Consider the following 25431-nt stretch of genomic DNA (forward strand, 5'->3'; position numbering starts at 1 on the left):
CAAAAAAACGTCACTTTTACATGAAGTGACGTTTTTTGTTTTACTTCTGTTTTACTATACTTCTGTTTTACTAATTAATCTTAACAGGAGACCATCTTGGTTCGTACACATTAGTATTACCTGTAATTAATTGCTCTCCTACATTTGATGCTTCCGTCGTTTTAGCAATTCCTCCTTTTCTGTTTTCATCTCCTACTTCAAACACCATGAAATTTCCTTCTAAAGGTGAGAAAGATCCTCCCGACACTTCTTTATTTATACCAGTTACCGTTAGGTTTTTCATTTCATTTACTGTAAAATCGTAATAAGTCAATCTTAAAAAAGATAACTTAGTATTATCAATACTCCAAATAGGTTGATCTTGATTTTCTACTAACAATTTATTCTCACTTCCGTCTGGTTTTATTGTATATACATGCGTATAAGAAACATCATCTTCATCGTATCGCCAAGTTTTAGTATATGCTAATAACGGATTATTTGCATCGTGATTCCAATTCAATTCTTCATACCAAAATTGATCTGCGTTTGGAGAACTTTGAATCGCTGTTAAATCAGCCATTCCTATTTGTTCTCCATTAGCTATTTTAGATTCTACAACTGCCATAGAAACTGTATATAAATTTGTAGAGAACTGGGTTAAATTATTATTGTTATTCCCAACATTAGAATTTCCTGTCATAACCGAAATCGCTAATATTTGATTATCTGGAGATACACCTAATGAACGTACATCTAGTCCAAAGTTTGAAATTTTTGTTGCTTCTTTTGTTCCAATATGTACTCTCCATGCTTCCCAAGCTGTTTCAGCAGGACCTTTAGCACTTGCATAATACACATATTTTGCATCTGGACTCCATGACACATAACCCGAAATAGGACTTGCATCCGCTAACAGTTCTACATTAGAACCATCCGGATTCATCATGTAAATATTTCTGGTATCTCCAAAAGCAATTTTATAACCTTCTAAATCAGTTGCTATTTGTTTAGTAAGTTCGGTTGCTGACGATAAGATTGTATCTTCATTTTTTTTACAAGAAACACAACTAATTATTATTCCTATTATTAAGAACAATACTATATTAAAAATGGATTTTATACTCATATTATCTTTATACTCTTATTCTTAATAAATTTTATATTCGAAATTATCTAATGTAGGTTTGTTTGATGAGATAGTTGTATTCTCTGCAAACCCCATAATTCCAACATCTATCACATCATTATCGGTTAAACTCCAATTATCAATTCCGTTAGCATTAATAGCTTGTCCTTTACCTACAATTGTATTATCAATAAACAGACTTAAGGTTTTATTTGAGGAGCAAAATTGAATTTTCAACCTTGCAGATTCTTTAGATTGTGCTAATTCTTTAAACTGAACATCAATTGGATCTTCTCCCAACCTATTAGCAACTAATTGCGCTTGAACAAATCGCATACCACCGTTAATAGCCGCCATATTGCATTCATATACTTTAGAAGACTGCCCACTTGCTACTGGTTTACCAGCAAAAACACCAAAACCTACTTGTGCTTGATTTCCTCCATTAGAATTCCAATATAATGGAATATTTACATCAACAGCTACCTCCCAAGATTTATTATAAGGCATTTGTTTTCTAAACAATTTCCATGCTTCCAAAATAGAAGAATTGTCTGTTGCTGTTAATTCTCCTTTTTCATTAACTACAGTAATTTCTGCATTAGAATTCCATCGTGAACTTTGCGAGAATTGTGCATCAAATGGAGTATTAAAAGCATAACTTTCAGTGGAAGTTACAGTTAATGTATTAAAATCACAGTCCGTCGCTACTGTAGCAGCAGGAGGTTCATTGTTATTACTACACGAAGTACAGGATAAAAAAACTCCTAAGCTTAGTAATACTACTTGTTTCAAAATTACTTTTGTTTTCAACATATTCATATTTTAAAATTGGATTATTTAACTAAACACCTGAGCTTCTCTTTAGCACTGATGTTTACCATTATTCTAAATTATCTTAAAACTTAGAAAAATATTATCCCTTAATGAAGGAATTAGTCCGAGTTTCAGTTATCTGGACTAATAAAAGCAACTATTAACTCTTCTTACAGCAGTTTATAAAGACTCAACAGACGTGAACGTTTCTCTAAAAGTTTTTGTTCTGATACGTATTTGTACTATTTTAAAACTCCTATAAGATTTATGTATCTTTAATATTGAAAGTAATATTCAAAAGGTTTGATTTCCACAAAAACATATATACCTACCAGTTCACTTTATCAATTTGTAGATCTTATTTGGGTTGGTCAAGCCTCTGACCTACATATAGAATCGAGTCATTACGCACCTTTATTCACCGAATTAATTTTTAATTATGGTGATACTTTTGAAGTTGAAGGTGAAAATGTAAAGAATTTCAACACCAACTCAGTTAATCAAGTAATCTCTGGATTAAAAACAACACCTTTTCATACTAAAGTATCTGGTAATTATAAATGTGTTGGTTTATTACTTAAACCTTTTTGCTTTGGTATACTTTTAAACAATTTGGGAACTCAAGCTTTTGAACAGATTTCTGAGATTATTTATGAGATAATTTTTGATCGAGTAATTCCTAATTTTGAAAAATTGGAGTTAAGCTTACTTGCTATATTTTCAAAACACCAAATAGATTCCGATTTGATTAAATTTGAAAACTTCACCTCTTCAATGAATATACAAAATAGCGCAATGAGAGATTTTAATTCTTCAATCTCAATTACCCAAAAGAGTTTTATACAGAAATTTAAAAGACATTACTTACTCACACCCAATGAATATTTTCAGTTAAAAAAAGTAAATCAGTCAATCCAACTAATAGAAAATAACACTTCAACAAAACTGACTGAAATAGCATTACATTCTGGATTTTACGATCAGTCTCATTTTATTAGAACCTTTAAAAAGTTTTGCGGCTACAGTCCTAAAAAACATATAAAAACGCACTAGGTAAATTCTGTACAATTTTATGTTCACAAACTATATGACATTTGCACTTTAATTTATTTAATTCTTGATTATGCATACAACAAATAAAGTTTTTATAGCCACAAGTTTAGACGGATATATTGCAGATAAAAATGGTGGAATAGATTGGCTACACTCTATACCTAATCCAAACAATGAAGATACTGGATATTTAAATTTCATAAAAGGAATTGACGCTCTTGTAATGGGACGAACAACATATGAAACGGTATTGAGTTTTGATATTCCATGGCCGTACAACAAACCTGTTTTTGTTTTAAGCAATAAACTAACAGAGATTTCTCATAGCCATAAAGAAAAAGTTTTTTTAGTTAAAGGATCATTAACTGAAGTTTTAGATCAAATTCACAAAAAAGGTTTTCATAGATTATATATTGATGGTGGTACTGTAATACAAAACTTCCTTAAAGAAGATTTAATTGATGAACTTATTATCTCTAAGATTCCTGTATTGCTTGGCAGCGGAATTCCTTTGTTTGGAGAACTTTCTGATAAATTAGAGTTTGAATTAACTGGCGTGAAAACTTATTTAACTCAAATAACACAAACGAGTTATAAACGAAAGAGATAAAACAGGTTTATATATTACTTAACCATACAATTCCTACTTCTAAAAGAGGTTATTCTTACAAAGCAAAACATTATTTGTTTGTTAGAAATTAACATAACTAAGCTGTATTAAAATTGCATCTCCTTTCATATAACTACACTATTAATTTTTGATAAAAAAGGTAATTAAATTTAGAAACATTTTTTTAACAATTGAATTTATTTGATTCAATAACTTTTTACAAGCTAAAGTTGTAGATTCGTACCTCAAACAAACATCGGTTAAAAATTACACAGATGAAACTATCCTATTATTTGCTTTGTTTTTTTCTTGTATTTACTTCATGTAAGAAAACAAAAACAGATCTTACTAAAATAACAGCCAAAACTATTGCTATAGACAGTACTATTACTTCTGCTGCAGCAATAGATAGCATGGTTGCCCCTTATAAAGAAAAGTTAGCAGCAGAAATGCAAGAAATTTTAAGTTATACAGCAAAAGATTTAGTGAAGAATGATGGCGACATGCAAAGTTCTTTAGGAAATTTAATGGCTGATATGACTTTTGACATGGCGAATCCTATTTTTAAAGAAATAACAAACAAGTCTATTGATTTTGCATTGTTTAATTATGGTGGAATTCGCGCAACAATACCTAAAGGAAACATTACAAAAGCTTCTGCTTTTAAATTAATGCCTTTTGAAAATGAATTGGTTGTTGTTGAACTAACGGGAAAAAAAATAAACGAATTAATTCATTATTTCATAAAAAATAAAAAAGCACATCCATTATCAAAAAGCATTTCTTTAATTATTAATGATAATAAGTATGATTTAAAAATACATGGAGACACTTTTGATGAAACTAAAAACTATACTGTTTTAACTTCAGATTATTTACAAAGTGGAGGCGATAAGATGGTTTTCTTTAAAGACCCAGTAAAATTAACGAAGTTAGATTATAAAGTTAGAGACGCCATTATTCATTATTTGAAAAAGGTGGATACTATTCAAACTACTATTGACAACCGTGTAATACTAAAATAATGAAAAGAAGAAATTTTATAAAACAAGTAGGAGGTGCTTCTGCATTTGCCATGGTTGGAGGATTAACATTACCTTCTTTTATTGGAAAACAAAAGCGTCATATTACCATTTTACACACTAATGATACGCATAGTCATATAGAACCTTTTGAGCCAAATCATAATAGATATGCAAATAAAGGTGGAGTCGCTAGACGTGCTACTTTAGTTGAGCAAGTACGACAAGAAAATCCAAATACTTTATTACTAGATGCTGGAGATATTTTTCAAGGAACTCCGTATTTCAACTTTTTTGGAGGTGCCCTGGAATTCAAACTTATGAGCATGTTGAAATATGATGTTGCCACTATTGGAAATCATGATTTTGACAATTCTATAGATGGTTTGTATAAACAATTACCTAACGCTAAGTTTGATTTTGTTTCCGCTAATTACGATTTTAAGAACACTGTTTTAGACACACATGTAAAACCTTATAAAATCATTGTAAAAGATGGAATTAAAATAGGGATTTTTGGTTTGGGTGTTGAATTAGCAGGATTGGTAGACAAAAAGATGTACAAAGAAACAAAGTATCTTGATCCTATAGAAATTACACAACAAATAACTGATGAATTGAAGAACGAACAAAAATGTGATTTAATTATTTGTTTATCGCACTTAGGATATTATTATAAAAATAACCCTGATAAAATATCGGATTTAAACTTAGCTAAGGTTACTAAAAATATCGATTTAATTATTGGAGGTCATACCCATACATTTTTACCAAAACCAACTATCGTAAAAAACGTGGAAGGAAAAAACATGCTGGTAAATCAAGTAGGAGCCTATGGAATTAATGTAGGTAGAATTGATTTTTACTTCGATGAAAACAATAACAAAACTTCAGAAGGAACTACTATTTTAGTGTAATTCATAAAACACTTTAAAAATCATTAACCATATACATAAAATAAGCTGTTGTATTTTTTGATGCAATAGCTTATTTTACTTTACATTACAACTCTATATCAAACCCTTACAAAAGAAAAAAGAATTTCTCTCCAAATCTAACCGAGACTTCATCAATATAAATTATTAATCTTGTTTAAACTTTTTATAAAATAATATGTCTTACTTATCAAATAAGTGTTTTTCTTTTCATTTCTTTTTATTCGTAGACACAAAGTAAGGATATAGCTTTGGTTCGTTTAGAACAAAATGTTTTACGAATAACAAACAATTCTTTAAACGAATACATTCGTTTTATTTGAATTAGATTGTTAAATTTATGAAATCGAATGCACATTAATTGATAATTTAAAACGTAAGGTTAATGCTAAAACGACTGTTACCATATTTATTCTTAATTCTTTTTTTCTATTCAGGCCATACACAAAACAAAATAGATTCTTTAAAAAATATTCTAGAAAAAACTACCGATAGTCTTTCTCAATTAACTATTCTAAATACTTTAACAAAAGAGTTAATTAAAAGCAATAGTAAAGAGAAAGAAAACTATTTGAAGGAATATATAAAACTGGCAAGTAGTTTAAAAGAGTATGATTTAATGGCATCAAAATCTCGTTTTCTAATACAATACTACATATACAATGGTAAACTAAAAGAAGCAAAAGCATTATCTGACTCTTTATTAAGCTATACTTCTCAATTCAAAAAATTAGATTCTGAAGCACATTTACTCTTAAAAAGAGCTGCTATTTATTTTACTGAAGAAAAATTCACAAAAGCCAATGAAGATTATAAAAAATCTTATGATCTTTTTATAAAAAGTGGCGATTCTATTTTTGCTGCTGATGCGTTATTTTTTAGTGCACAAGTTAGTACAGATTTAAATGAATTTGTGGATGCTGTAAACAGCTATAAAACAGCCTCTAATTTATACGAAAAACTAGGTGATCATGGATACGCATTAAGAGCTGGATCGGAATTAATATCCTTATATAATGTAAATGGTTTTTTGGAAAAAAGCATCGAAGAAAATGATCGTTTAATTAAAAAAGCCAAAGCAAATAAAGACTTCAATGCAAATGCATCATTATTAGGCCTAAAAATAAATGCATATAGCAAGCAAAAACGATTCGATAAAGTAAGAGAAGCATTAGACAAATTAACGAAAATCACAAATGAAGATTTAGATGAGTCTTGGCAAGGTTATTATTCAACTTTTATTTTGGTAAATGAATTACAATATGCAATTAATACCAACGACTTAACCAAAGCGAAAATCCTATTGCAACAACTAGATGAATTTGCAAGTTCGAAACAACTTCCTAGCTATATTGAAACGGATGTATTAAATGTGAAAGCAAATTACTATGCTGCTATTGAAGATACTAAAAGTTTACTTCCTATTTTAGAAAAATTGCTATTTCATAATGGTGGGAAAACCAATACAGATGTCGAATTAAAATCTAGACAAAAATTAGCTGATATCTACAGCCAAAGAGGACAATTTAAAGATGCTTTAAAACTTTATAAAATCAATACAAAGATTAAAGACTCTATTTACACTAATCAAAAAACCAATGCTTTTTTATATTATCAAACTGAGTACGAAACAGAAAGACGTTTACGAGAGTTAATTAAACAAGATGCAGAAATTGAAAAACTCGAATCTGATAAAGCGTTAGTAGTTACGAGACGTAATTATCAATTTGCAGGCATTATTATCTTTTTTCTTATTGCCATTAGTTTTTTCTACTACAGGCATCAGCAAAAAATAAAGGAGCAAGCCTATCAAAATTTATTATTAAACAATAAAATCGCAACAAAATCAGAAGAAATAAATGGTCTTCTTTCTGAAACTATTCAACATATAAAATCTAAGGAACGTATTGCAGAAAACCTTCAAAAACTCTCTAATGAAACTGAAGGTATTACACTTAGAAGTATTATTGCCGATTTAAAAGCTGATAAACTAGAAGATTCTAAAATTTTGGTACTAAAAAAGAATATTGAAACCTTAAATTATGAGTTTTTAAAAGCACTAAAACAGCAACATCCTACATTAACAAAAACCGATATTGAAGTATGCTCTTTTATAAAAATTGGACTCTCAAGAAAAGAAATAGCCAATTTAAGAAAGACGAGTATGGATGCTATAAAATCGACTCGTTTTCGATTAAAAAAGAAGTTACAACTCTCTAAAGACGATTCTTTAGACGATTATATCCGCACTCTTTAAAAGCTATATATTCAATTAAAACTCGAAATTTTATTACTTCCTAAGTTATAACAGAAACATAAAAAACCGTCTCAAACCCCTTGTAAAATAAGGGGTTTATTTTTTTGCACCCTTTTTTGCACCCTGCATTTTCTTTTTCTGAACTCAAAAATGAAATAGTATTGCATTGTGTTTAAATTCAAATTCCTAAAACGATCATGAAGAAAAGGATACTTTTAATTACTCTGTTATTAACTCTGTTTAGTTATAGTCAAACTACATGCCTTTTTGACGAAACTAAATTTACAGGAACATTTACCACAACTGAAGTTGGTGGCACAAAAATTAAAGCAACTGACGCTACTTCTAACTATAGATTTGGAGAACGGGTAGCCATAGATGGCAATATTGCTGTTACGGTATCTCGCAGTAATGGAGCATCAGCAGGGAAAGTATATGTATATATTAACGATGACTCAGGAAATTGGACACAACAAACTATATTAACAGCAAGTGATGGTTTTGCAGGCGATAATTTTGGTTCTAGTGTTGCTTTACAGGGTAATTACTTAGTTGTTGGTGCTAGATCACAAACCAATGCATCAGCAGTAGATACAGGAGCGGCTTATTTATTTGAATACAATGGTTCTAATACTTGGACTGAAGTAGCTGTATTTAAACCTAGTGACGGAAGTTCTGGAGATCGTTTTGGAGAATCCGTTTCTATTGAAGGAAACTTAATTCTTGTTGGAGCTAGAAATGGTTGTGTAGGGGGATGTGCTTATTTATATGAAAATGATGGAACAGGAACATTTACATATACAGAAACTAAATTAGAACCTCAAGTACAGTCTGGATATTCAGGGGCAAGATTTGGTTATGATGTTTTGGTTAAAAATGGTCGTGCTTATGTTGGTGGACCTGCTGATTATTCTTCTGTAGGTAATGCTTCTGCTGGATCAGTACAAATATGGGATCAAGCTAATGATGGATCTTGGTCACGAACACACAGGTTAAGAGGTACAGAAACGTCAGAATATTTTGGTAGCGCAATAAGTGTTCAAGGAGATTATTTAGCTATTGGCGCATATAATTTTGAAGTATCTTCTACAGCTGCAGCTGATCAAGGAAGAGTTTTCGTTTATAAAGCCGATATAAATGGTGATTATTTAGAAGCGAACAGAGTAATGGTTCAGAATGATGATAAGGACAGTTATAATGACCAACGTTTTGGAACTGATGTGGTAATAGATAATGGTTTTTTATATGTCGGAACTTTTGGAAATGGGTCAAACAGCACTGATGCTGTTTACATATTTAAAGATAATGGTGCTAATACTTGGTCTCAATTAACTAAACTAACTTCTGGTGGCGGATGGGATGAATTTTCAAACAGAGCTGTAGCAGTTTCTTATCCTTATCTACTTATAGGTCAAAATGAAGATGATTTACCTTCAAATTCTGGTGCAATTCATCTTGTATCTCTAGCGAGTACAATAACTCCAACTGCTTCGGTTTCGGAAGTTACAACAGCATTTATTGGTCAAAATAATGCAACTATAAAACTTAATTTTACTGATGAAGCTACACGTACCGAAATTCAGTTTAGTATTGATGGCGGAACAACTTACCCATATACATTTAATGATGATGCCTTAACTGGTGAAATTACAAACCTTGGAATAGGTTCGTATAATCTTAAAGCAAAATATAATTCTGGTTCATGTATTTTAGATTTAGGAACTATATCTGTAAATCAAGCTCCCTATACAGCAATTCCAGATGCAAATTTTGAAGCTGCTTTAGAAGCCTTAGGATATGATGATATTTCTGGAGATGGACAAGTGCCAACAGCCCTTATTGAAGTGGTAACTTCTTTAGATGTTTCGAACGGATCAATTTCTGACGTGACAGGAATTCAAGATTTTCTTGCCTTAGAATATCTAAATTGTAGAGTTAATCCTCTTGAAAGTATAGATCTATCAAATAATGCACAATTAAAAACATTTATTAGTGACAGTAGTCGATTGGATGAAATTGACGTAACAAACAATCCATTATTAGAAGTATTAGATGTTTCTGCTAATGATGACATAGCAGTATTGAATCTTAGTAATAACCCATTACTTAGAGAATTAACATGTAATTTTAATTCAATTGCTACTTTAGATTTAAGTACTAATACAGTTTTAGAAGTTTTAATAGCATATAACAATAATTTAACTTCATTAGATTTAACTAGCAATACTGCATTAGTACAACTAGATGCTAGAAACAACAGCTTAACTTCTTTAGACATTAAAAACGGGAATAATACGAATATGACAACTTTTGATGTTCGTTCTAATTCTGGATTATTTTGTATTAATGTAGATGATAAAGCATATAGTACCACTAATTGGACTCAAATAAGTTCTGGAATGGTATTTAGTGATGATGGATGTCGATATACACAAATACCAGATGCTAATTTTGAAGCGGCTTTAAATACTTTGGGTTATGATGACCTTTTAGGTGACGGACAAGTGCCAACAGCTTTAATTGAAGTTATTACCACACTTGAATTAAACAATCAAAACATTTCTGATTTAACAGGAATTAATGATTTTGTAGCCTTAGAGTCATTAAAATTACAATACAATAACTTAACATCTTTAGATGTATCAAGTTTAGTTAACTTAAGAATATTATGGGCTGCTAATGGAAATATTTTTAATACTATAGATGTCAGTAATAATACTGCTCTAGAAGATTTTAGAATTAGACAATATACAGGAACGTCTATAGATATATCGGCTAATACAGCATTAACACGTTTTGCTTGTACAAGTTGTGATTTAGTAACAGTAGATACAAGTAATAATCCTAACCTAAGTTTCCTAGATTTATGGGATTCAGACATTACATCAATAGACGTGAGCTCAAATACCAATTTAGCCACATTAGATGTTGCATACACAGATTTATCAGAATTAGATTTATCATTAAATACTGGCTTAACAAATTTAATTGCTCATGATATAACCACATTAACAAGTTTAAATATTAAAAATGGAGCTAATACAAGTATTACTGGATTCAATACTTCTGGAACTCCTGTTCCTTGTATTTTAGTAGATGATGCTACTTACAGTACAACCAATTGGACAAATATTGACGCAACCTCAACATTTAGTAATACCTATTGTAATTATACGGCAATTCCAGATGCTAATTTTGAAGCAGCCTTAGAAGCCTTAGGTTATGATGATATTTCAGGTGATGGACAAGTACCAACCGCATTAATTGAAGTTATAACAGTTTTAAATGTTAGTAATAAGAATATTTCAGATTTAACAGGAATAGAAGACTTTATTGCATTAATAGATTTAACAGCTAATGCTAATAGCATTACTAGTATAGATATTTCACAAAATGTAGATTTAGAAACACTAATAATTGGAGCAAATGATTTAACGGTATTAGATATATCTAATAATACCTTATTGAAGCGATTAGATGTTTTGTATAATGACATTACAGCTTTAGACACAAGTAATAATCCTAGCTTAGTTACTCTAAAAGCATACAATACAGATGTTACGAGTTATGATTTTAGTAATAATCCTCTTTTAGAAAAAGTAGAAATATATAATAATAATGCTTTAACAACTTTGGATGTTTCTAATCTATCTCAATTAGATGACCTTAGAATAAATAATACAGGGATTTCAGTATTAGATTTAAGTAACACCCCTAATTTAAGAATTATAAGAGCAAGTGACTCTAACATTCAATCATTAGATTTATCTATTCAAACTAGTTTAATACATGTATACGTTGATAATACACCTATAAACTATCTTAATGTAAAAAATGGAAACAATACGAACTTCACTCAGTTTCATGCTGATGGTACACCAAACCTGAACTGTGTTGTTGTAGATGACGCAACGTATAGTACTACTAATTGGACGAATGTAGATGTTGGGATGGCTTTTAGCGATACTTTTTGTAGATATACTACTATTCCAGATGCTAATTTTGAAACACGACTAAACAGTTTAGGTTATGATGATATTGCTGCAGATGGTCAAGTACCAACAGCTTTAATTGAAGTAATAACCACACTAGATATAAGTAACCAAAATATAGCAAATTTAACAGGTATTGAAGATTTTACAGCACTTGTAGATTTAAATGTAAACACCAATCTATTGACTAGTTTAGACCTAAGTAATAACACAAATCTTCAAACTTTAAATTTTGACAACAACAACATTACCACTTTAAATTTAGGTACAATTTCAAACCTAACTTCAATAGAAGGACGTTATAATCAATTGTCAACAATAGATTTGAGTCAAAATGCTAACTTAACGTTCATCAATTTAAGAGATAATTTATTCACAAGTGTAGATGTTTCTAATAACCCTCTTTTAGAAACGATTAATTTAAGAGGTTGCTCCAACTTAACAAGTATAGATATAAGCAACAATACTAATGTGAAGTTTTTATACTTTCAAGATACCTTGTTAAATGGATTAGATGTTTCTCAAAATCCACTATTAGAAGTTATAGTTGTAGAGCGTGTTAATTTTAATAGTATAGATGTTTCTAATTTACCATTATTAAGACAATTAAGAATCGCTGATAATAATTTTACCAGTTTAGATGTATCAAACAATCCAGCTTTGGTACGATTAGAATGTGAAAATAACAATCTGAAGTATTTAAACTTAAAAAACGGTAATAATATTAATATGCCTAATGCAGATTTTATAGCAACAGGAAATTCTTCTTTAGCGTGTATTATCGTTGATGATCCTAGTTGGAGTACTACCAACTGGACAAATATAGATGGTACCACAAGTTTTACTAACACGTATTGTCGCTATACTGCTGTTCCTGATGCAAATTTTGAAACAGCCTTAGAAGCCTTAGGTTATGATGATATTTCTGGAGATGGACAAGTACCAAGCGGATTAATAGAAGTACTTACTACTTTAACTGTAGACAATAAGAATATAAATAATTTGACAGGAATTGAAGATTTTATAGCTTTAACTTATTTAAATTGTAGAAGAAACAACCTTACAACTCTAGATATTAGTAAAAATCTACAATTAGACTATTTTAATGCCTCTCAAAATAATCTAACTACTGTAGATTTATCAAATAATGTATTATTAGAAACTTTATATCTTTTTTCTAATAATCTTACTACAATTAATCTATCGAACAATACAGCTTTAAAGCTATTGTATTTACAAAGAAATGTTAACCTACCGAATGTTGATATCAGTAACAATACTCTTTTAGAAGAAGTTGATTGTTCTGAAACTAATATTACAGGATTAAATACAACAAATAATACACTTTTAAAAAGGCTTGAGGTTTATGATTCTCCAATGGCATCTGTAGATTTATCTACGAATACTGCACTAGAATTATTACGTATGAGTAATACCAGTGTTACTGAATTAAATGTATCTAACAATACTGCTCTTACAGAAGTTCGTATGGATAATACAAGTGTACAAACGTTAGATTTGAGTAATCAAGCAGCTTTAACCGTACTAGTTGCTAATGATGGTAATTTAAGTTCTTTAAAAATTCAAAATGGAAATAACACCAATATTGCTTCATATCTATTTAATGTTAAGAATAACCCTAATTTAACCTGCGTTTTAGTTGACAATGCTGCTTGGAGTACAACCAACTGGACGCTTGTAGATGCTACAACACATTTCAGTGATACCTATTGTGAATATACAGCTATTCCAGATCCAATTTTTGAGGCTAGATTAGAAGCTTTAGGATTAGATGATATTTCAGGTGATGGACAAGTACCAACAGTACTAATTGAAACTGTAACATCATTAACCGTAAATGATCTTGGAATTAACGAATTAACAGGGATTGAAGATTTCACTGCATTGGTAACATTAAATGCCAGAGGTAATAATTTTACTACGTTAGACATGAGTCAAAACTTATTATTGCAGCATTTATATATTAATAGTAATAGTTTATCATCAATAGATGTTTCTAAAAATGTTGTTTTAAGAAATTTAAACATTGGATCAAATAGCATTACTTCATTAGATGTATCTAACAATCCAGATTTGAGAGACTTATGGGTACAAGGAAATGGTGGGTTAACTACTTTAGATTTGAGCAATAATCTTGAAATAAGAGAATTATATACATACAGCTCTGGTGTATCAACATTAGATTTGAGTATTCATACAGAATTGAGAATACTTTCAGCTTACAGAACATCTCTATCCTCAATAGATCTTTCAAATAATCCTGAATTAAGATCATTACGTGTAGATGAAACAAATATTTCATCGTTAGATGTAACTAACAATACAAAAATCGAAACGCTACGTGTAAACGATACAGGAATTAGAACCTTAGATCTAAGTAATCAAACCAATTTAGAAAAACTTTGGGCACACGATACAAGCTTAAGTAATTTAAATGTAAAAAATGGTAACAACACTAATGTTACAACCTTTGAAATAGAAAATAACACTAATCTAACTTGCGTACTAGTTGATGATGCTAATTATAGTACGACAAACTGGACAAACAAAGATGCCACTACCAATTTTAGCGATACTAACTGTACTGTAGAATTAACTGCAAAAGTATTTTTACAAGGTGCATTTATAAATCCAAATACTGGCGAAGAAACGCTAATGCGTGATGATTTACGAATTGGTACAATTCTTCCAACAACCAGTCCCTATACAGATGCCATTTCATGCGAAGCAACTGTATTTACAACTACTGGAGCAAAAGCAGTAGTAGACTGGATAGAAATTCAATTAAGAAATTCGAATGATATCACTGAAACGCTATACCAACAATCTGCTTTGTTATTAAGAGATGGAACCATTGTAGGGGTTGATGGTATTTCAGACGTACAAATAACTGCACTTCAAGACAATTATTATATCGCCATTGCCCATAGAAATCATTTAACTGTAGCTTACGACACTGTGCAATATCTAAGCGAAATGGGGATTACGCTAGATTTCACTAAAACAGAAAATGTTCAAGGTGGCACTGGAGCCTTGGAAAACTTGGGCAATGGTTTTTATGCAATTCCTGTGGGAGATATAGATGAAAATCATCAAATTCAAAATGCCGACCTAAATACAATTACTAAAGAATTAGGCAAAGCTGGTTATAGCATTTTCGATACAGATATGAATGGTCAAACTCAAAATACAGATCTCAGCTTCATCTTACAAAACATAGGTAAAGGGCAGCAATTTTAAATCAGTCACTTTTTCACAAAACACTGAAATCAAATAGTATTGCACCATGGTTTTACCAGAATATTAAAATCTAGTATAAAGAATATAAATAACACACCCTACACATGAAATTTAAAAAAGACTCACGTAACAATTTTAATTCGATTTGTATAAAAAGACTTGGTACGTTTTTATTCCTTTTTCTTTTTTCACTAATCACTTATTCACAAACTCCAGAAGGGTTTAACTATCAATCTGTCGTTAGAGATGCTTCAGGAAATGTATTGTCAAGTACTTCTATTGGAGTACAGTTTACATTACATCAAACAACAGCTACTGGAACAATAGTCTATACAGAAACACATACCCCAACAACAAACGAGTATGGAGTTTTCAATTTAGTTGTAGGTCAAGGAACTAGTTTAGATGATTTTTCAAGTATTGATTGGTCTGCTGACAGTTATTTTTTAGAAGTAAGTATTGATATTACTGGAGGAACAACGTATGTAAGTATGGGAACCACTCAGTTACTAAGTGTTCCGTACGCACTACAAGCTAAATATGTAGAAAATGGAGACAATTTAGGAGATCATACGTTAACTGAAAATATTAAAACCGATGGAAAATGGCTTTCTAATGATGGCGATGATGAAGGGTTATTAATAAATTCTGGAGGAAGAGTAACCACCTCGCACAAATTATTCTTGGGGAGTAATATAAACCTAGATACACATTGGATTAATGGAGACGGAACAGATAATAAAGGAATTCAATTTGACACCAATGGAAATATAAACACATCTGGTAAAGTTTCTTTAGGTGGAAATCTACAATTAAATGACAATTGGTTATCAAATGATGGAGACAACGAAGGTATCAAGATATTAGATAATGGAACTGTAGAGCTTACAGGTAATATTAAATTAAGTGATAATTGGATTAATAATGATGGCGGCGATGAAGGATTACAGTTCGATACTAATGGTAATATAACATCTTCAGGAACTTTGACTTTAGGAAACAACATGTTATTGAACGGTAATTGGTTGTCTAATGATGGAGGAAATGAAGGGTTGCAAATTGATAATAACGGAAATATAACTACTTCTGGAGATTTAACTTTAGGAGGAAATTTTCAACTTAATGGAATATTAACATCACCTTCTGAAAACCAAATTTTTGGTACTTATGATAATACAAGCAATCTTTCAAACCTTGAAAGAAGAAATGTAATTATTGGATATCAAGCCGCAGAAGGTGCTCAATCTGGAGATAGTAATGTTGTTATCGGATACTTTGCTGGATATAATTTAAACGGAGACTCTAATGTATTGATCGGAACAGCAGCAGGAGCTGGTGGTACATTTTCTAATCAATTACATATTAGAAATTTAATTTACGGTGAGTTTGATAATGATTACTTACAAGTGAATGGAGAGTTAAAAGTTGAGGAAAACATTTCAACTGATGGAAATGTAGTCATAGATCAAGACGGAGATGATCTTAGAGCTGCAGGTGCAGCAAACAATGTAGAAATCATTTCGGTCATCGTAGATACCGATGGCTCTTTAAATTCCAATGTTACCAGCTCATCAGGTATCACAGCTTCTTTAAGCGGAAACATATATACCGTAAATTATTCGAATCACTTTTCAAGTATTCCTGCAGTAACCATAACATGTCTTGCTTCAACTTCAAAAACTAGAAATGCTCAAATTACTTCTCTAGCTCAAGGAAAAGTTGAATACCTAGTTAGAAGTTCTGGTGGTGATGCTAAAACTGATGCTATAACTGTATTAACAATTATTGGAAAAAGATAATCAGAGTATGAAACAGTTTATATTCATAATAATCTTGCTTATATCTAGTTCATTGTTTTCACAAACACTAGAACGTACCATAATTGGATCAAGCGGACAAACATTGAGTAATGCAAATGCAAGCATCAATTTTACCGTAGGTGAATTGGTAACAACCACCAACTCAAACGGAACAATTACTCTAAACCAAGGGTTTCATCAAGAAGTAATAATACTTCAAGTAAAGCTCTCTCCTATTACTTTCTTACAAGGGCCCTTGGTAACTTCGGGAACAATAATTATGGACGATAGTTTACGAAGCAATAATGTATTGCCTACCACAAGTCCATATGCAGATGGGTTGACTTGTGAAACTACTGTATTTGACACTACTGGGAACAATGCTATTATTGATTGGGTTTGGATTACAATACGCGATAAAAACGATGAAGCAATAGTACTCGCAAGTCAATCAGCATTACTACAAGCAGATGGAGATATTGTAGCTACAGATGGAACATCGCCTGTAGCCATCAATTTACCTTCGGAAAGCTATTATATAGCTATCAATCATAGAAATCATTTAGGTATCATGAGTGCCAATGCAATTCCTCTAAATACATCAACAGCAACTACAATAAACCTTAGTGATACTACAACCGCTGTATTTGGAGGTATAAATTCGGTTGTGGATATAGGAAACGGAATCTTCGCAATGATTGCTGGAGATTTTGATGAAAACGGGCAAATTCAGAATACAGATACCAATTCAGTAATTCAATTATTAGGTATTTCTGGATATAACAATGCTGATTTAGACATGAATACTCAGGTACAAAATGCTGATATCAATAACATGTTAAATCCTAACATTGGTAAAGGACAACAATTTAATTAAATGTAATTTTTAAGTATTGTCACTTCGAGTGAAATGATTAGTAATGGAATAAAAATATCAAAACTTGTAGCTAAAAAACACTCCCATTAAAAGAACAATAGCTTTCTAAGTATCGAAATAAACAAACACTAACAACTAGAGCGGTATGAAACTATTTAAAAACAAAAAGTTTAAAGTAAGAAGAGAGACAAAGAAATTTATTTTTTTTCCAATTATATATCATGGTAATTTCTTTTGGTTGTCTCGTGTAAAAATTGAAAAATCATTTAATGGTATGTCCATGAGAATTATCAATATTCAAAGAATATAAACAAGATACTTTACTTAGAAAAACCGTTGCCTCTTGTAAAATTATACCTAGTATAATTTGAGTAGGGAACCAAGAGGTTAACGGTTTATAAAAATGAATGCATAAAAAATAATATGATTATCTGTAATACATAATGAGTAACAAACGTCAACCTGAACTTGTTTCAGGTTCTCATCCCAAATCATTGTTCAATAGCATAATGAGATTCCGAAATAAATTCGGAATGACGCTAAAAATATAATTATGAATCGATACGGATACTCTATAAAACAATCCATACTTATTATGAAAAAAATAATACTCTTATTAATCTGTGTGCTAACATACACCAGTTATGCACAAAACATTTCATTCACCTTCGTAAATGCTAGAAATACGAACGATGGTACAAATGATTTTTATGAAGCAGATATCTATATTAGTAGTGATGTAGATTTTAAATTAGGTTCAGGGCAAATCTATTTTAATTATAATACAGAAGCTTTTGGGAATAATGTACACACTAATGGTAGCTTTGAATATTTACAACCTGCAGGAAGTATTTTAGCAGAAGCTTATGGTTTCCCTGCGTATAAAGACTTTATTGTAAATGATAATACAACTTCAAGAGTTTCTACTTCTTTTCAACAAGGAGTGAGTAGCGGTACTATAACAGCTAATAATATTACTACAACTGCAAAGCATTTGTGTAGTATTAAAATAAAATATACTGATGTTAGTAAAGATCCAATGGTTACTTTTGAAGATAATGGTGTCTTCTTAGATCAATTTTTTACAGCTTGTGGACCAGCAAGTGTTGGTTTTCCTGATTGTACAAATAACCCTGGCGTACAATTAACAGAAGATACTTTCAACTCATCTGGTGCTGCACTACCTATTAGTGTTAGTTGGACAGGAAATTCAAGTAGATTTTGGGGGATTACCTCTAACTGGAGCGATACAGCTATTCCTAACAATACTAAAAATGCCATTATTCCAGATGTTGCTAATGATCCTATTATCAATTCAGGGAATTATGAAATTAACGATGTAACTATAGCATCTGGAGCTTCGTTAACTATGACTGGAGCTACTTCTCTTTCTATAAATGGTGACTTAAACAACAACGGAACTATTTCTTTAAGTGGTAATACCAATAATAGTAGTGCATTTATAGTTTCAGGTACAGCTTCTGGTGCAGTAACGTTTCAGCAAGATGGACTGGTGGCAAATGAATGGACCATTGTTTCTGCTCCTGTAATTGGGCAAAGTATCAAAGAATTTGTAGAAAATGCTGCAAACAACATTCGAATCAACACAACAGTAACTCCTAACAGATATGCAGTTGCATATTATGACGATAGCAACGCTGACGGTTCTAAATGGGTATATTATACTACGGACGATTTAACAACGAATGCCATCACTTTTGAGAAAGGAAAAGGATATGCTATTTCAAGAGCTACCGATGGTAGCATTTCTTTTACAGGCTCCTTAGAAACTTCGGAAGTAACACAAACAGTAAATGCTTCTCAATGGAATGCTATTGGAAATCCGTATACTGCTTATCTACCTATTAATGAAAACAGTGGTAGTAATTTTATTAATGACAACCTAAGTAAATTCGATCCTGCATTTATTGCCGTATATGTATGGGATACTACTCAAAATAAATACGTTGCAAACTCTTTAGTAGATAGTGAAAGTCAGCTTGCACCTGGTCAAGGATTTTTTGTAAGAACAACATCAGGAGTTTCAGAAATTTCCTTTAATCAAGCTCAAAGAACATCGCAAATGGCATCTGGATCTTCAATGAGACCCGAAAAAGCAAATGCTAATACTGTCATTCAATTATTCGCCACAGCAAATAAAACTACTGTAAGTACCACAATCAATTATTTAGATACTGCTACAAAAGGTTTAGATGTAGGTTATGATATTGGAAATTTTGAAGGCGCTAGCTTCGATATTTACACACATTTAGTAGAAAACACCAATACAAATAACTTCACTATACAATCATTACCTAAAAACGAGTATGAAACTATAATAATTCCTCTAGGTTTAGTAGCTGAAGCAGATACAGCAATAAGTTTCTCTATACATACTGTAAACATACCTGCTGATGTAAATGTATATTTAGAAGATAAGCACAATGGTACATTTACAAACCTTTCAGAAAAATCACATAACCTTACTTTACAAGAAACTGTAAAAGGAACAGGAAGATTCTTCATACATACTTCAACTAAGACTTTAGATACGGAAGATACTATTGAAAACAACACTGCTATTAGCATGTATACTTCAGAAGATAATCAACTAATTATTAACGGACTTACAAACGTAGCCACTATTAAAGTATTCTCTATGTTGGGTGAAGAGCTACTAAACAAAGAAATAAATGCTAACACACAATCCAACATTTCATTAAATGAATTAGCTACTGGAGTATACATTGTAAAATTACAATCAGTAAATACAGAAATCACTAAAAAAATCATTGTAGAATAGTCTTACAATCAAATCACAATATTATGTCTAAACAGCAAAAAGAAATTACCCGTAAAGAAGCATTACAAAAATTAGGTAACTATGGAAAGTACACAGCACTCACCGCTTTAGGAACCTATTTAATATTAAATCCAAAGAAAGCACAAGCGGCCTCTCCTGAAGCTCCCGGAGATGGTTTTTAAAAAAGAGAACACGTATTAATTATTATTTTAGAGAAAAAGGTCAGTTCATCCTATTGGCTGGCCTTTTTAAATAACCTTAACTTATTTCAGTCCCTCATTTACTACATTCAACAACAAATTAATGCATAAAGCAACTTTACTTCTTTTTCTATTTCTTAGAATTTTCTATATACAATCGCAAGTAATCGATACTACTTTGGTACGTTTAGAAAACAACATAAAAAATGCTTCAACCGATTCTCTTAAAGTAGAAACCTTGCTTAAACTATGTAGCTACCAAAAAAAAAGAGACTACAACAAAGTAATTATCTACTGCGAACAAATTTTCACTATTCTTAAAAACGTTTCATACGATACCCGAAGACATAAAGCAAAAACCTACAATCATAGAGGAATTTACAAACGAAGACAATCCAACCACATTGGAGCTCTTAAAGACTATTTTATAGCTGAAGAAATTTTCAATGAATTGCAAGACTCCACATCACTCGCAAGTATATATCATAATATTGGATATATATACCGTGCACAAAAAGAATACGATAAATCTATTAACAACTTTAAAAAAGCTATTGCAATAAATACTCGCCACAAAAGGCATAGAAGTGTAGGCAACAATTATAATATGATGTCTCAAGGCTACAAAGATCTAAACCAAATAGATTCTGCATTTTATGTTGTGGCTAAAGCAATTTCGTATTTTGAATTAGATGGATATGAAGAAGGAAAACAACAAGCCATAGCTAATAAAGCTACATTGTATTCTTATCAAGAAAAACATGACATCGCTTTGGAAATATATCTTAATTATCTAAAGTATGTAACGAATATTGGAAAAATAAAATCTATAATTACCACAAATTTAAACATTGCCAATACCTACTTCCTTACTAAAAACTATGAAAAAGCGCTTTACTACGTAAACAATGCGATTACAATTGCTACAAGAGAAAACAACAAAAAAGGAATACACAATGGTTATATGATACGTAGTAAAATATACACAGCCATAAATAATCATGATTTAGCCTTAAAAGATGTTGAAAAATACACCATCGTAAGCGAAGAAATTAACAGTACTAAAAATGCAAGAAAACTAAAAGAAATAGAACTCTTAAATCAATACCAAAAAAAACGATTAAAAGATAGTATTCTTAAAGCAGGAGAAAAACGAAACACACTTATAAAAGCAAAAAATGAAGAACTTCAAAAACAATTATATACTACTATCGTAGTAATTATAATACTTATAGTTATATCTACTTTTTATTTTGGGTACAATTACTATGTAAAAACCAAGAAAAAACAGTTAGGTCATAAAATTGAAGATTCACCTATAGAAAAGCTTACACAAGATTTACCTCAACTCTCAGAGACAAAGAGTACAGTTTCTCTAGAAGAAATCATTTTTAATTTAAAAAATAACGCTTTTGATGAAGATAAAATAGCAACCTTAAAAGAAAACATCAAAACATTAAATACCGATTTTCTAAAAAGACTTAAACAAAAACATCCAAAACTAACCAAAACAGATATAGAAGTTTGTTCGTTTATTAAAGTAGGTCTTTCAAGAAGAGAAATTGCGAACCTTAGAAGAACTAGTATAGAGGCTATAAAATCAACAAGATTTCGATTAAAGAAAAAATTAGAATTAACAAAGGAAGACGCTTTAGATGAGTACATTAAAAATTTATAAATAGGTACACACCACACTTTTTGCAAACGCCTGTTTACAATATATACACAATACTAAAGCCACTTAAAAAATTTAACTATATTTACCTTGTAGTATAGATTACAGAATTAACCCCGAGAGAAACAACCAAATAAAATTTAAGACTAGCTAACTACTGCTTAAATATGCTTCTTATTTAATTCTTACATCTATTCATTTTTAACACATTACTAATTAAAAAATAAGGGATATGTTTTTAAGTAGTATATAAATTATATAAGGGTTTATCTTACTTAAACAAGTACTGCTTTTTACATACGTTTTTTAATTCGTAGTGATTTTTAAATTATATATATAATTTTAGAATGAATTACAGAAGCATTTTCTTAGTAGTACTCTTATCTTTCGTGGTAAAAGCGCATACCCATTCTGTAAATAAACTAAACGAATTTCCATTTCAAGATACTACAAAGGTCAAGAAAAAAGAAGGAGCTATTGCCCGTTTTTTCAACAGTATTTTTCACCATAACGATTCTGCTAAGCAAGCTCGTAAATTTATTCATCAGCACCATAAACTTTTAAAAGACAAAACCCCTTCAATCTTTGCAAAAAAAGATGGTAATGTAAAACCTGTTTTCTTTAAAACACCTAAAGATTTCAAACTAGCATATGAAGTCTTTGGATGGTATCCATATTGGGAAAAAGAATATTACAAAAACATTAATTTCGACCTACTTTCTACAGTTGCTTACTTCTCGTATGAAGTAAATCCAAAGACAGGAGATGCCATTTCCGTTCATGATTGGGAAACTACAGGACTAATAGATTCTATTAAAGTCCGCAATAAAAAAGTATTACTTACCGTCAGCAATTTTGGTTTACAAAACAATAGAAGATTTTTAAAAAGATCTGATGCTATAGACACGCTTATCAACAACCTAATTAAGTTATTAGCTAAAAGACAAGCAAATGGTGTTTGTATTGATTTTGAAGGCGTTTCTTCGAATGAGAAAACAGAATACACAAACTTCCTACTCGTCTTATCTAATAGACTAAAAAGTGCTAATAAAGATTACCAAATATACATTACCGTTCCAAATGTAAACTGGAGTGATGCTATTGATTTTAAAGCAATAGAACAAGCTATAGATCGGTTTGTGATTATGGGCTACGATTATTATGGTAAAGGAAGTAAAGTGGCTGGGCCAATAGCACCTATAGAAAGTGGAAAAACTTGGGAACCCTTTAACCTTTCTAGCTCTGTAAAATATTATACTAGTAATATTCCGAGTGACAAAATAATTCTTGCCTTACCAACATACGGTACCATTTGGGAAACTAAAGATTTAAACATAGCTTCTAAAGTGAAAAAATATATTGGTAGTAGAACCTTTAGTTATATTAAAACCAATATTGAAAACAACACATCTGTATACATAGACCCCGTAAGTAAAAGTGCATATAGCGCATACAAAATAAAAGGAAACGATGGAAAATATCGACAATGTTGGTATGAAAACGATTCTAGTTTTACCGTTAAAGTAAAGCTTGTAAAGAAAAACAAACTCAAAGGACTAGGTTTATGGGCCTTGGGTTACGACAAAGGATACAATGATTATTGGGATGTAATTAGTAAAGAAATGGCTCAACCATCTTCTTCCAATAGTACTACTGCTAATGGAGGAAATACAGCCACGGCAACCGACTCTACAAAAACTTCATCTCCTTCTTTAGTATCTCAAATTGTAAACGGTTTAGGACTTACAAATCCTAATAGTAAAATAAATAAAGTTGAAAAGAAACTAGTAACCATAACCAATTATAAAACCATCTTATTATACATTATGGCCTTTGTGCTATTTTTTGCATGCATAGGGTTTATCATTGCAATACTTGCTCCCAATACAAGAGGCATCTTTTTTAGCAATAGCACAACTAGAAAAGTATACTTCGCTGTTATGTTACTACTTGCTGTAGTAGTCTTTAGAATGTTGCATTGGATTAATGATGGAAGCGTTTTATTAATCATTGGTTTTTTACTAGGAGGATATAGTTTTTATATCATAAATAAACAAATGGAGGAAAAGCAGAAAGATTTACCGTAAAAGACAAAGATAGAAATGGATCAAAAAGAGGCTAAACAAGATTTCGGTAAAGTAGAGAAAATAGCGAAAACTATAAAAAAAGCAATTTCTAAAGAGTTTTTATGGGTTTTATTTTCCGTTATCGTAAGTATTCCATTAGCAATGATATGTTCTTATATAATAAGCTCAGATGCACATATTATAAACGAACAAGTATCTAAAGATATTGAAGAAGTTGCTGGCATTATTACAACAGAAGAACACCCTTTATTTAGGGTAATATTCGGTATTACAATGTTAGGAATTTACTTTTCAAGAATGGTAGCAACGGCCATAAAAACGTTGTTAGAGGATAAAAAGTAATAAGAAAGAAAAGAAATGTTAGATCAAGTATTGGTATTTATTAGCAATTTGCTTAATAAAGAGCTAAAAATGTCTTTTGGCCTTACAGAAGATATTGTTTTAATAAGTAGCCTTATTAATTTAGATGGTAGCATTACCAAAAATATTGAAAACAAAATTATCTTATCTGTTATCAACCTTGAGCAAGAAAGGAACATTAAAAACAGAGGAGAGTATCTTCAAACCAGTAAAGGTTCTTTTAATAAGGTAAATCCGCCAATATACCTTAACTTGTATTTATTGGTATCTGCAAATTACAATTCAGAAAATTATATCGAAGCTTTAAAAATGCTTTCAGAAGTTATTGGTGTCTTACAATCTTCAAAAGTATTCACACCGCAAAGTAATCCTGAATTAGACACTTCTATTGAGCGATTAATCTTTGAAACATACAACGTTCCTATACAAGAATTAAGTCATGTTTGGAGCGGAATTGGCGCAAAATACGTTCCTTCAATGGTATATAAAGTTCGTATGATTGGTATTCAAAAAGGATTGGTACGAGAAGAAATTACAGGTGTTGGCAGCTTAGGTACAAAAACTAAAAAAGGGTAA

At 30.8% G+C, this 25431-nt stretch carries 16 protein-coding genes; 14 read left to right on the top strand and 2 right to left on the bottom strand.

Annotated features, from left to right (window positions below; genetic code table 11):
* Positions 1 to 70: 70 nt before the first annotated feature.
* Both ACKTTC_RS18165 and ACKTTC_RS18170 read right to left on the bottom strand, forming a co-directional pair.
* Positions 71 to 1108: a TolB family protein gene (locus ACKTTC_RS18165; RefSeq protein WP_408041282.1), complete on the bottom strand. Its 1038-nt coding sequence runs from the start codon at positions 1106 to 1108 to the stop codon at positions 71 to 73.
* A 21-nt stretch (positions 1109 to 1129) separates the two neighbouring features.
* Positions 1130 to 1924: a hypothetical protein gene (locus ACKTTC_RS18170; RefSeq protein WP_408041283.1), complete on the bottom strand. Its 795-nt coding sequence runs from the start codon at positions 1922 to 1924 to the stop codon at positions 1130 to 1132.
* A gap of 303 nt (positions 1925 to 2227) precedes the next feature.
* On the opposite strand from ACKTTC_RS18170, the gene ACKTTC_RS18175 reads away from it, so the two are divergent.
* From ACKTTC_RS18175 to ACKTTC_RS18240, 14 genes are all read left to right on the top strand, one after another.
* Positions 2228 to 2977: a helix-turn-helix domain-containing protein gene (locus tag ACKTTC_RS18175; RefSeq protein WP_408041284.1), complete on the top strand. Its 750-nt coding sequence runs from the start codon at positions 2228 to 2230 to the stop codon at positions 2975 to 2977.
* A gap of 70 nt (positions 2978 to 3047) precedes the next feature.
* Positions 3048 to 3587, top strand: a complete 540-nt coding sequence (locus tag ACKTTC_RS18180) for a dihydrofolate reductase family protein (protein WP_408041285.1) — start codon at positions 3048 to 3050, stop codon at positions 3585 to 3587.
* Between the two features lie 275 nt (positions 3588 to 3862).
* The gene (locus ACKTTC_RS18185) at positions 3863 to 4612 is read left to right on the top strand and encodes a 5'-nucleotidase C-terminal domain-containing protein (protein ID WP_408041286.1); all 750 of its coding nucleotides are present in this window, start codon (positions 3863 to 3865) and stop codon (positions 4610 to 4612) included.
* Entirely contained in the window at positions 4612 to 5526 is a 915-nt protein-coding gene (locus tag ACKTTC_RS18190) for a bifunctional metallophosphatase/5'-nucleotidase (protein ID WP_408041287.1), read from the top strand. Before ACKTTC_RS18185 ends, ACKTTC_RS18190 begins: the two co-directional genes overlap by 1 nt.
* Positions 5527 to 5929: 403 nt before the next feature.
* Positions 5930 to 7801, top strand: coding sequence for a hypothetical protein (locus tag ACKTTC_RS18195; RefSeq protein WP_408041288.1), 1872 nt, complete (start codon positions 5930 to 5932; stop codon positions 7799 to 7801).
* 197 nt (positions 7802 to 7998) lie between these two features.
* Entirely contained in the window at positions 7999 to 15054 is a 7056-nt protein-coding gene (locus tag ACKTTC_RS18200; protein WP_408041289.1) for a hypothetical protein, read from the top strand.
* A gap of 104 nt (positions 15055 to 15158) precedes the next feature.
* The gene (locus ACKTTC_RS18205; RefSeq protein WP_408041290.1) at positions 15159 to 16853 is read left to right on the top strand and encodes a hypothetical protein; all 1695 of its coding nucleotides are present in this window, start codon (positions 15159 to 15161) and stop codon (positions 16851 to 16853) included.
* Between the two features lie 7 nt (positions 16854 to 16860).
* On the top strand, positions 16861 to 17730 hold the full coding sequence (locus ACKTTC_RS18210) for a hypothetical protein (RefSeq protein ID WP_408041291.1): 870 nt from the start codon (positions 16861 to 16863) through the stop codon (positions 17728 to 17730).
* A gap of 595 nt (positions 17731 to 18325) precedes the next feature.
* The gene (locus ACKTTC_RS18215) at positions 18326 to 20533 is read left to right on the top strand and encodes a T9SS type A sorting domain-containing protein (RefSeq protein WP_408041292.1); all 2208 of its coding nucleotides are present in this window, start codon (positions 18326 to 18328) and stop codon (positions 20531 to 20533) included.
* 23 nt (positions 20534 to 20556) lie between these two features.
* Entirely contained in the window at positions 20557 to 20715 is a 159-nt protein-coding gene (locus tag ACKTTC_RS18220; RefSeq protein ID WP_408041293.1) for a hypothetical protein, read from the top strand.
* A 121-nt stretch (positions 20716 to 20836) separates the two neighbouring features.
* Positions 20837 to 22411: a tetratricopeptide repeat protein gene (locus tag ACKTTC_RS18225; protein ID WP_408041294.1), complete on the top strand. Its 1575-nt coding sequence runs from the start codon at positions 20837 to 20839 to the stop codon at positions 22409 to 22411.
* A 344-nt stretch (positions 22412 to 22755) separates the two neighbouring features.
* Complete coding sequence (locus tag ACKTTC_RS18230; protein WP_408041295.1) at positions 22756 to 24495, top strand: glycosyl hydrolase family 18 protein; 1740 nt, start codon at positions 22756 to 22758, stop codon at positions 24493 to 24495.
* 15 nt (positions 24496 to 24510) lie between these two features.
* Positions 24511 to 24837 (top strand): hypothetical protein, encoded by a 327-nt coding sequence (locus ACKTTC_RS18235; RefSeq protein WP_408041296.1) that lies wholly within the window; start codon positions 24511 to 24513, stop codon positions 24835 to 24837.
* Positions 24838 to 24852: 15 nt separating this feature from the next.
* Positions 24853 to 25431, top strand: a complete 579-nt coding sequence (locus ACKTTC_RS18240) for a DUF4255 domain-containing protein (protein WP_408041297.1) — start codon at positions 24853 to 24855, stop codon at positions 25429 to 25431.

It is taken from the genome of Tenacibaculum amylolyticum (assembly GCF_964511145.1).
GTDB lineage: Bacteria > Bacteroidota > Bacteroidia > Flavobacteriales > Flavobacteriaceae > Polaribacter > Polaribacter amylolyticum.

Coding starts and splice junctions, on each gene's coding strand:
- ACKTTC_RS18165 (WP_408041282.1), bottom strand. CDS start 1,108: ATGAGTATAAAATCCATTTTTAATATAGTATTGTTCTTAATAATAGGA.
- ACKTTC_RS18170 (WP_408041283.1), bottom strand. CDS start 1,924: ATGTTGAAAACAAAAGTAATTTTGAAACAAGTAGTATTACTAAGCTTA.
- ACKTTC_RS18180 (WP_408041285.1), top strand. CDS start 3,048: ATGCATACAACAAATAAAGTTTTTATAGCCACAAGTTTAGACGGATAT.
- ACKTTC_RS18185 (WP_408041286.1), top strand. CDS start 3,863: ATGAAACTATCCTATTATTTGCTTTGTTTTTTTCTTGTATTTACTTCA.
- ACKTTC_RS18190 (WP_408041287.1), top strand. CDS start 4,612: ATGAAAAGAAGAAATTTTATAAAACAAGTAGGAGGTGCTTCTGCATTT.
- ACKTTC_RS18195 (WP_408041288.1), top strand. CDS start 5,930: ATGCTAAAACGACTGTTACCATATTTATTCTTAATTCTTTTTTTCTAT.
- ACKTTC_RS18200 (WP_408041289.1), top strand. CDS start 7,999: ATGAAGAAAAGGATACTTTTAATTACTCTGTTATTAACTCTGTTTAGT.
- ACKTTC_RS18205 (WP_408041290.1), top strand. CDS start 15,159: ATGAAATTTAAAAAAGACTCACGTAACAATTTTAATTCGATTTGTATA.
- ACKTTC_RS18210 (WP_408041291.1), top strand. CDS start 16,861: ATGAAACAGTTTATATTCATAATAATCTTGCTTATATCTAGTTCATTG.
- ACKTTC_RS18215 (WP_408041292.1), top strand. CDS start 18,326: ATGAAAAAAATAATACTCTTATTAATCTGTGTGCTAACATACACCAGT.
- ACKTTC_RS18220 (WP_408041293.1), top strand. CDS start 20,557: ATGTCTAAACAGCAAAAAGAAATTACCCGTAAAGAAGCATTACAAAAA.
- ACKTTC_RS18225 (WP_408041294.1), top strand. CDS start 20,837: ATGCATAAAGCAACTTTACTTCTTTTTCTATTTCTTAGAATTTTCTAT.
- ACKTTC_RS18230 (WP_408041295.1), top strand. CDS start 22,756: ATGAATTACAGAAGCATTTTCTTAGTAGTACTCTTATCTTTCGTGGTA.
- ACKTTC_RS18235 (WP_408041296.1), top strand. CDS start 24,511: ATGGATCAAAAAGAGGCTAAACAAGATTTCGGTAAAGTAGAGAAAATA.
- ACKTTC_RS18240 (WP_408041297.1), top strand. CDS start 24,853: ATGTTAGATCAAGTATTGGTATTTATTAGCAATTTGCTTAATAAAGAG.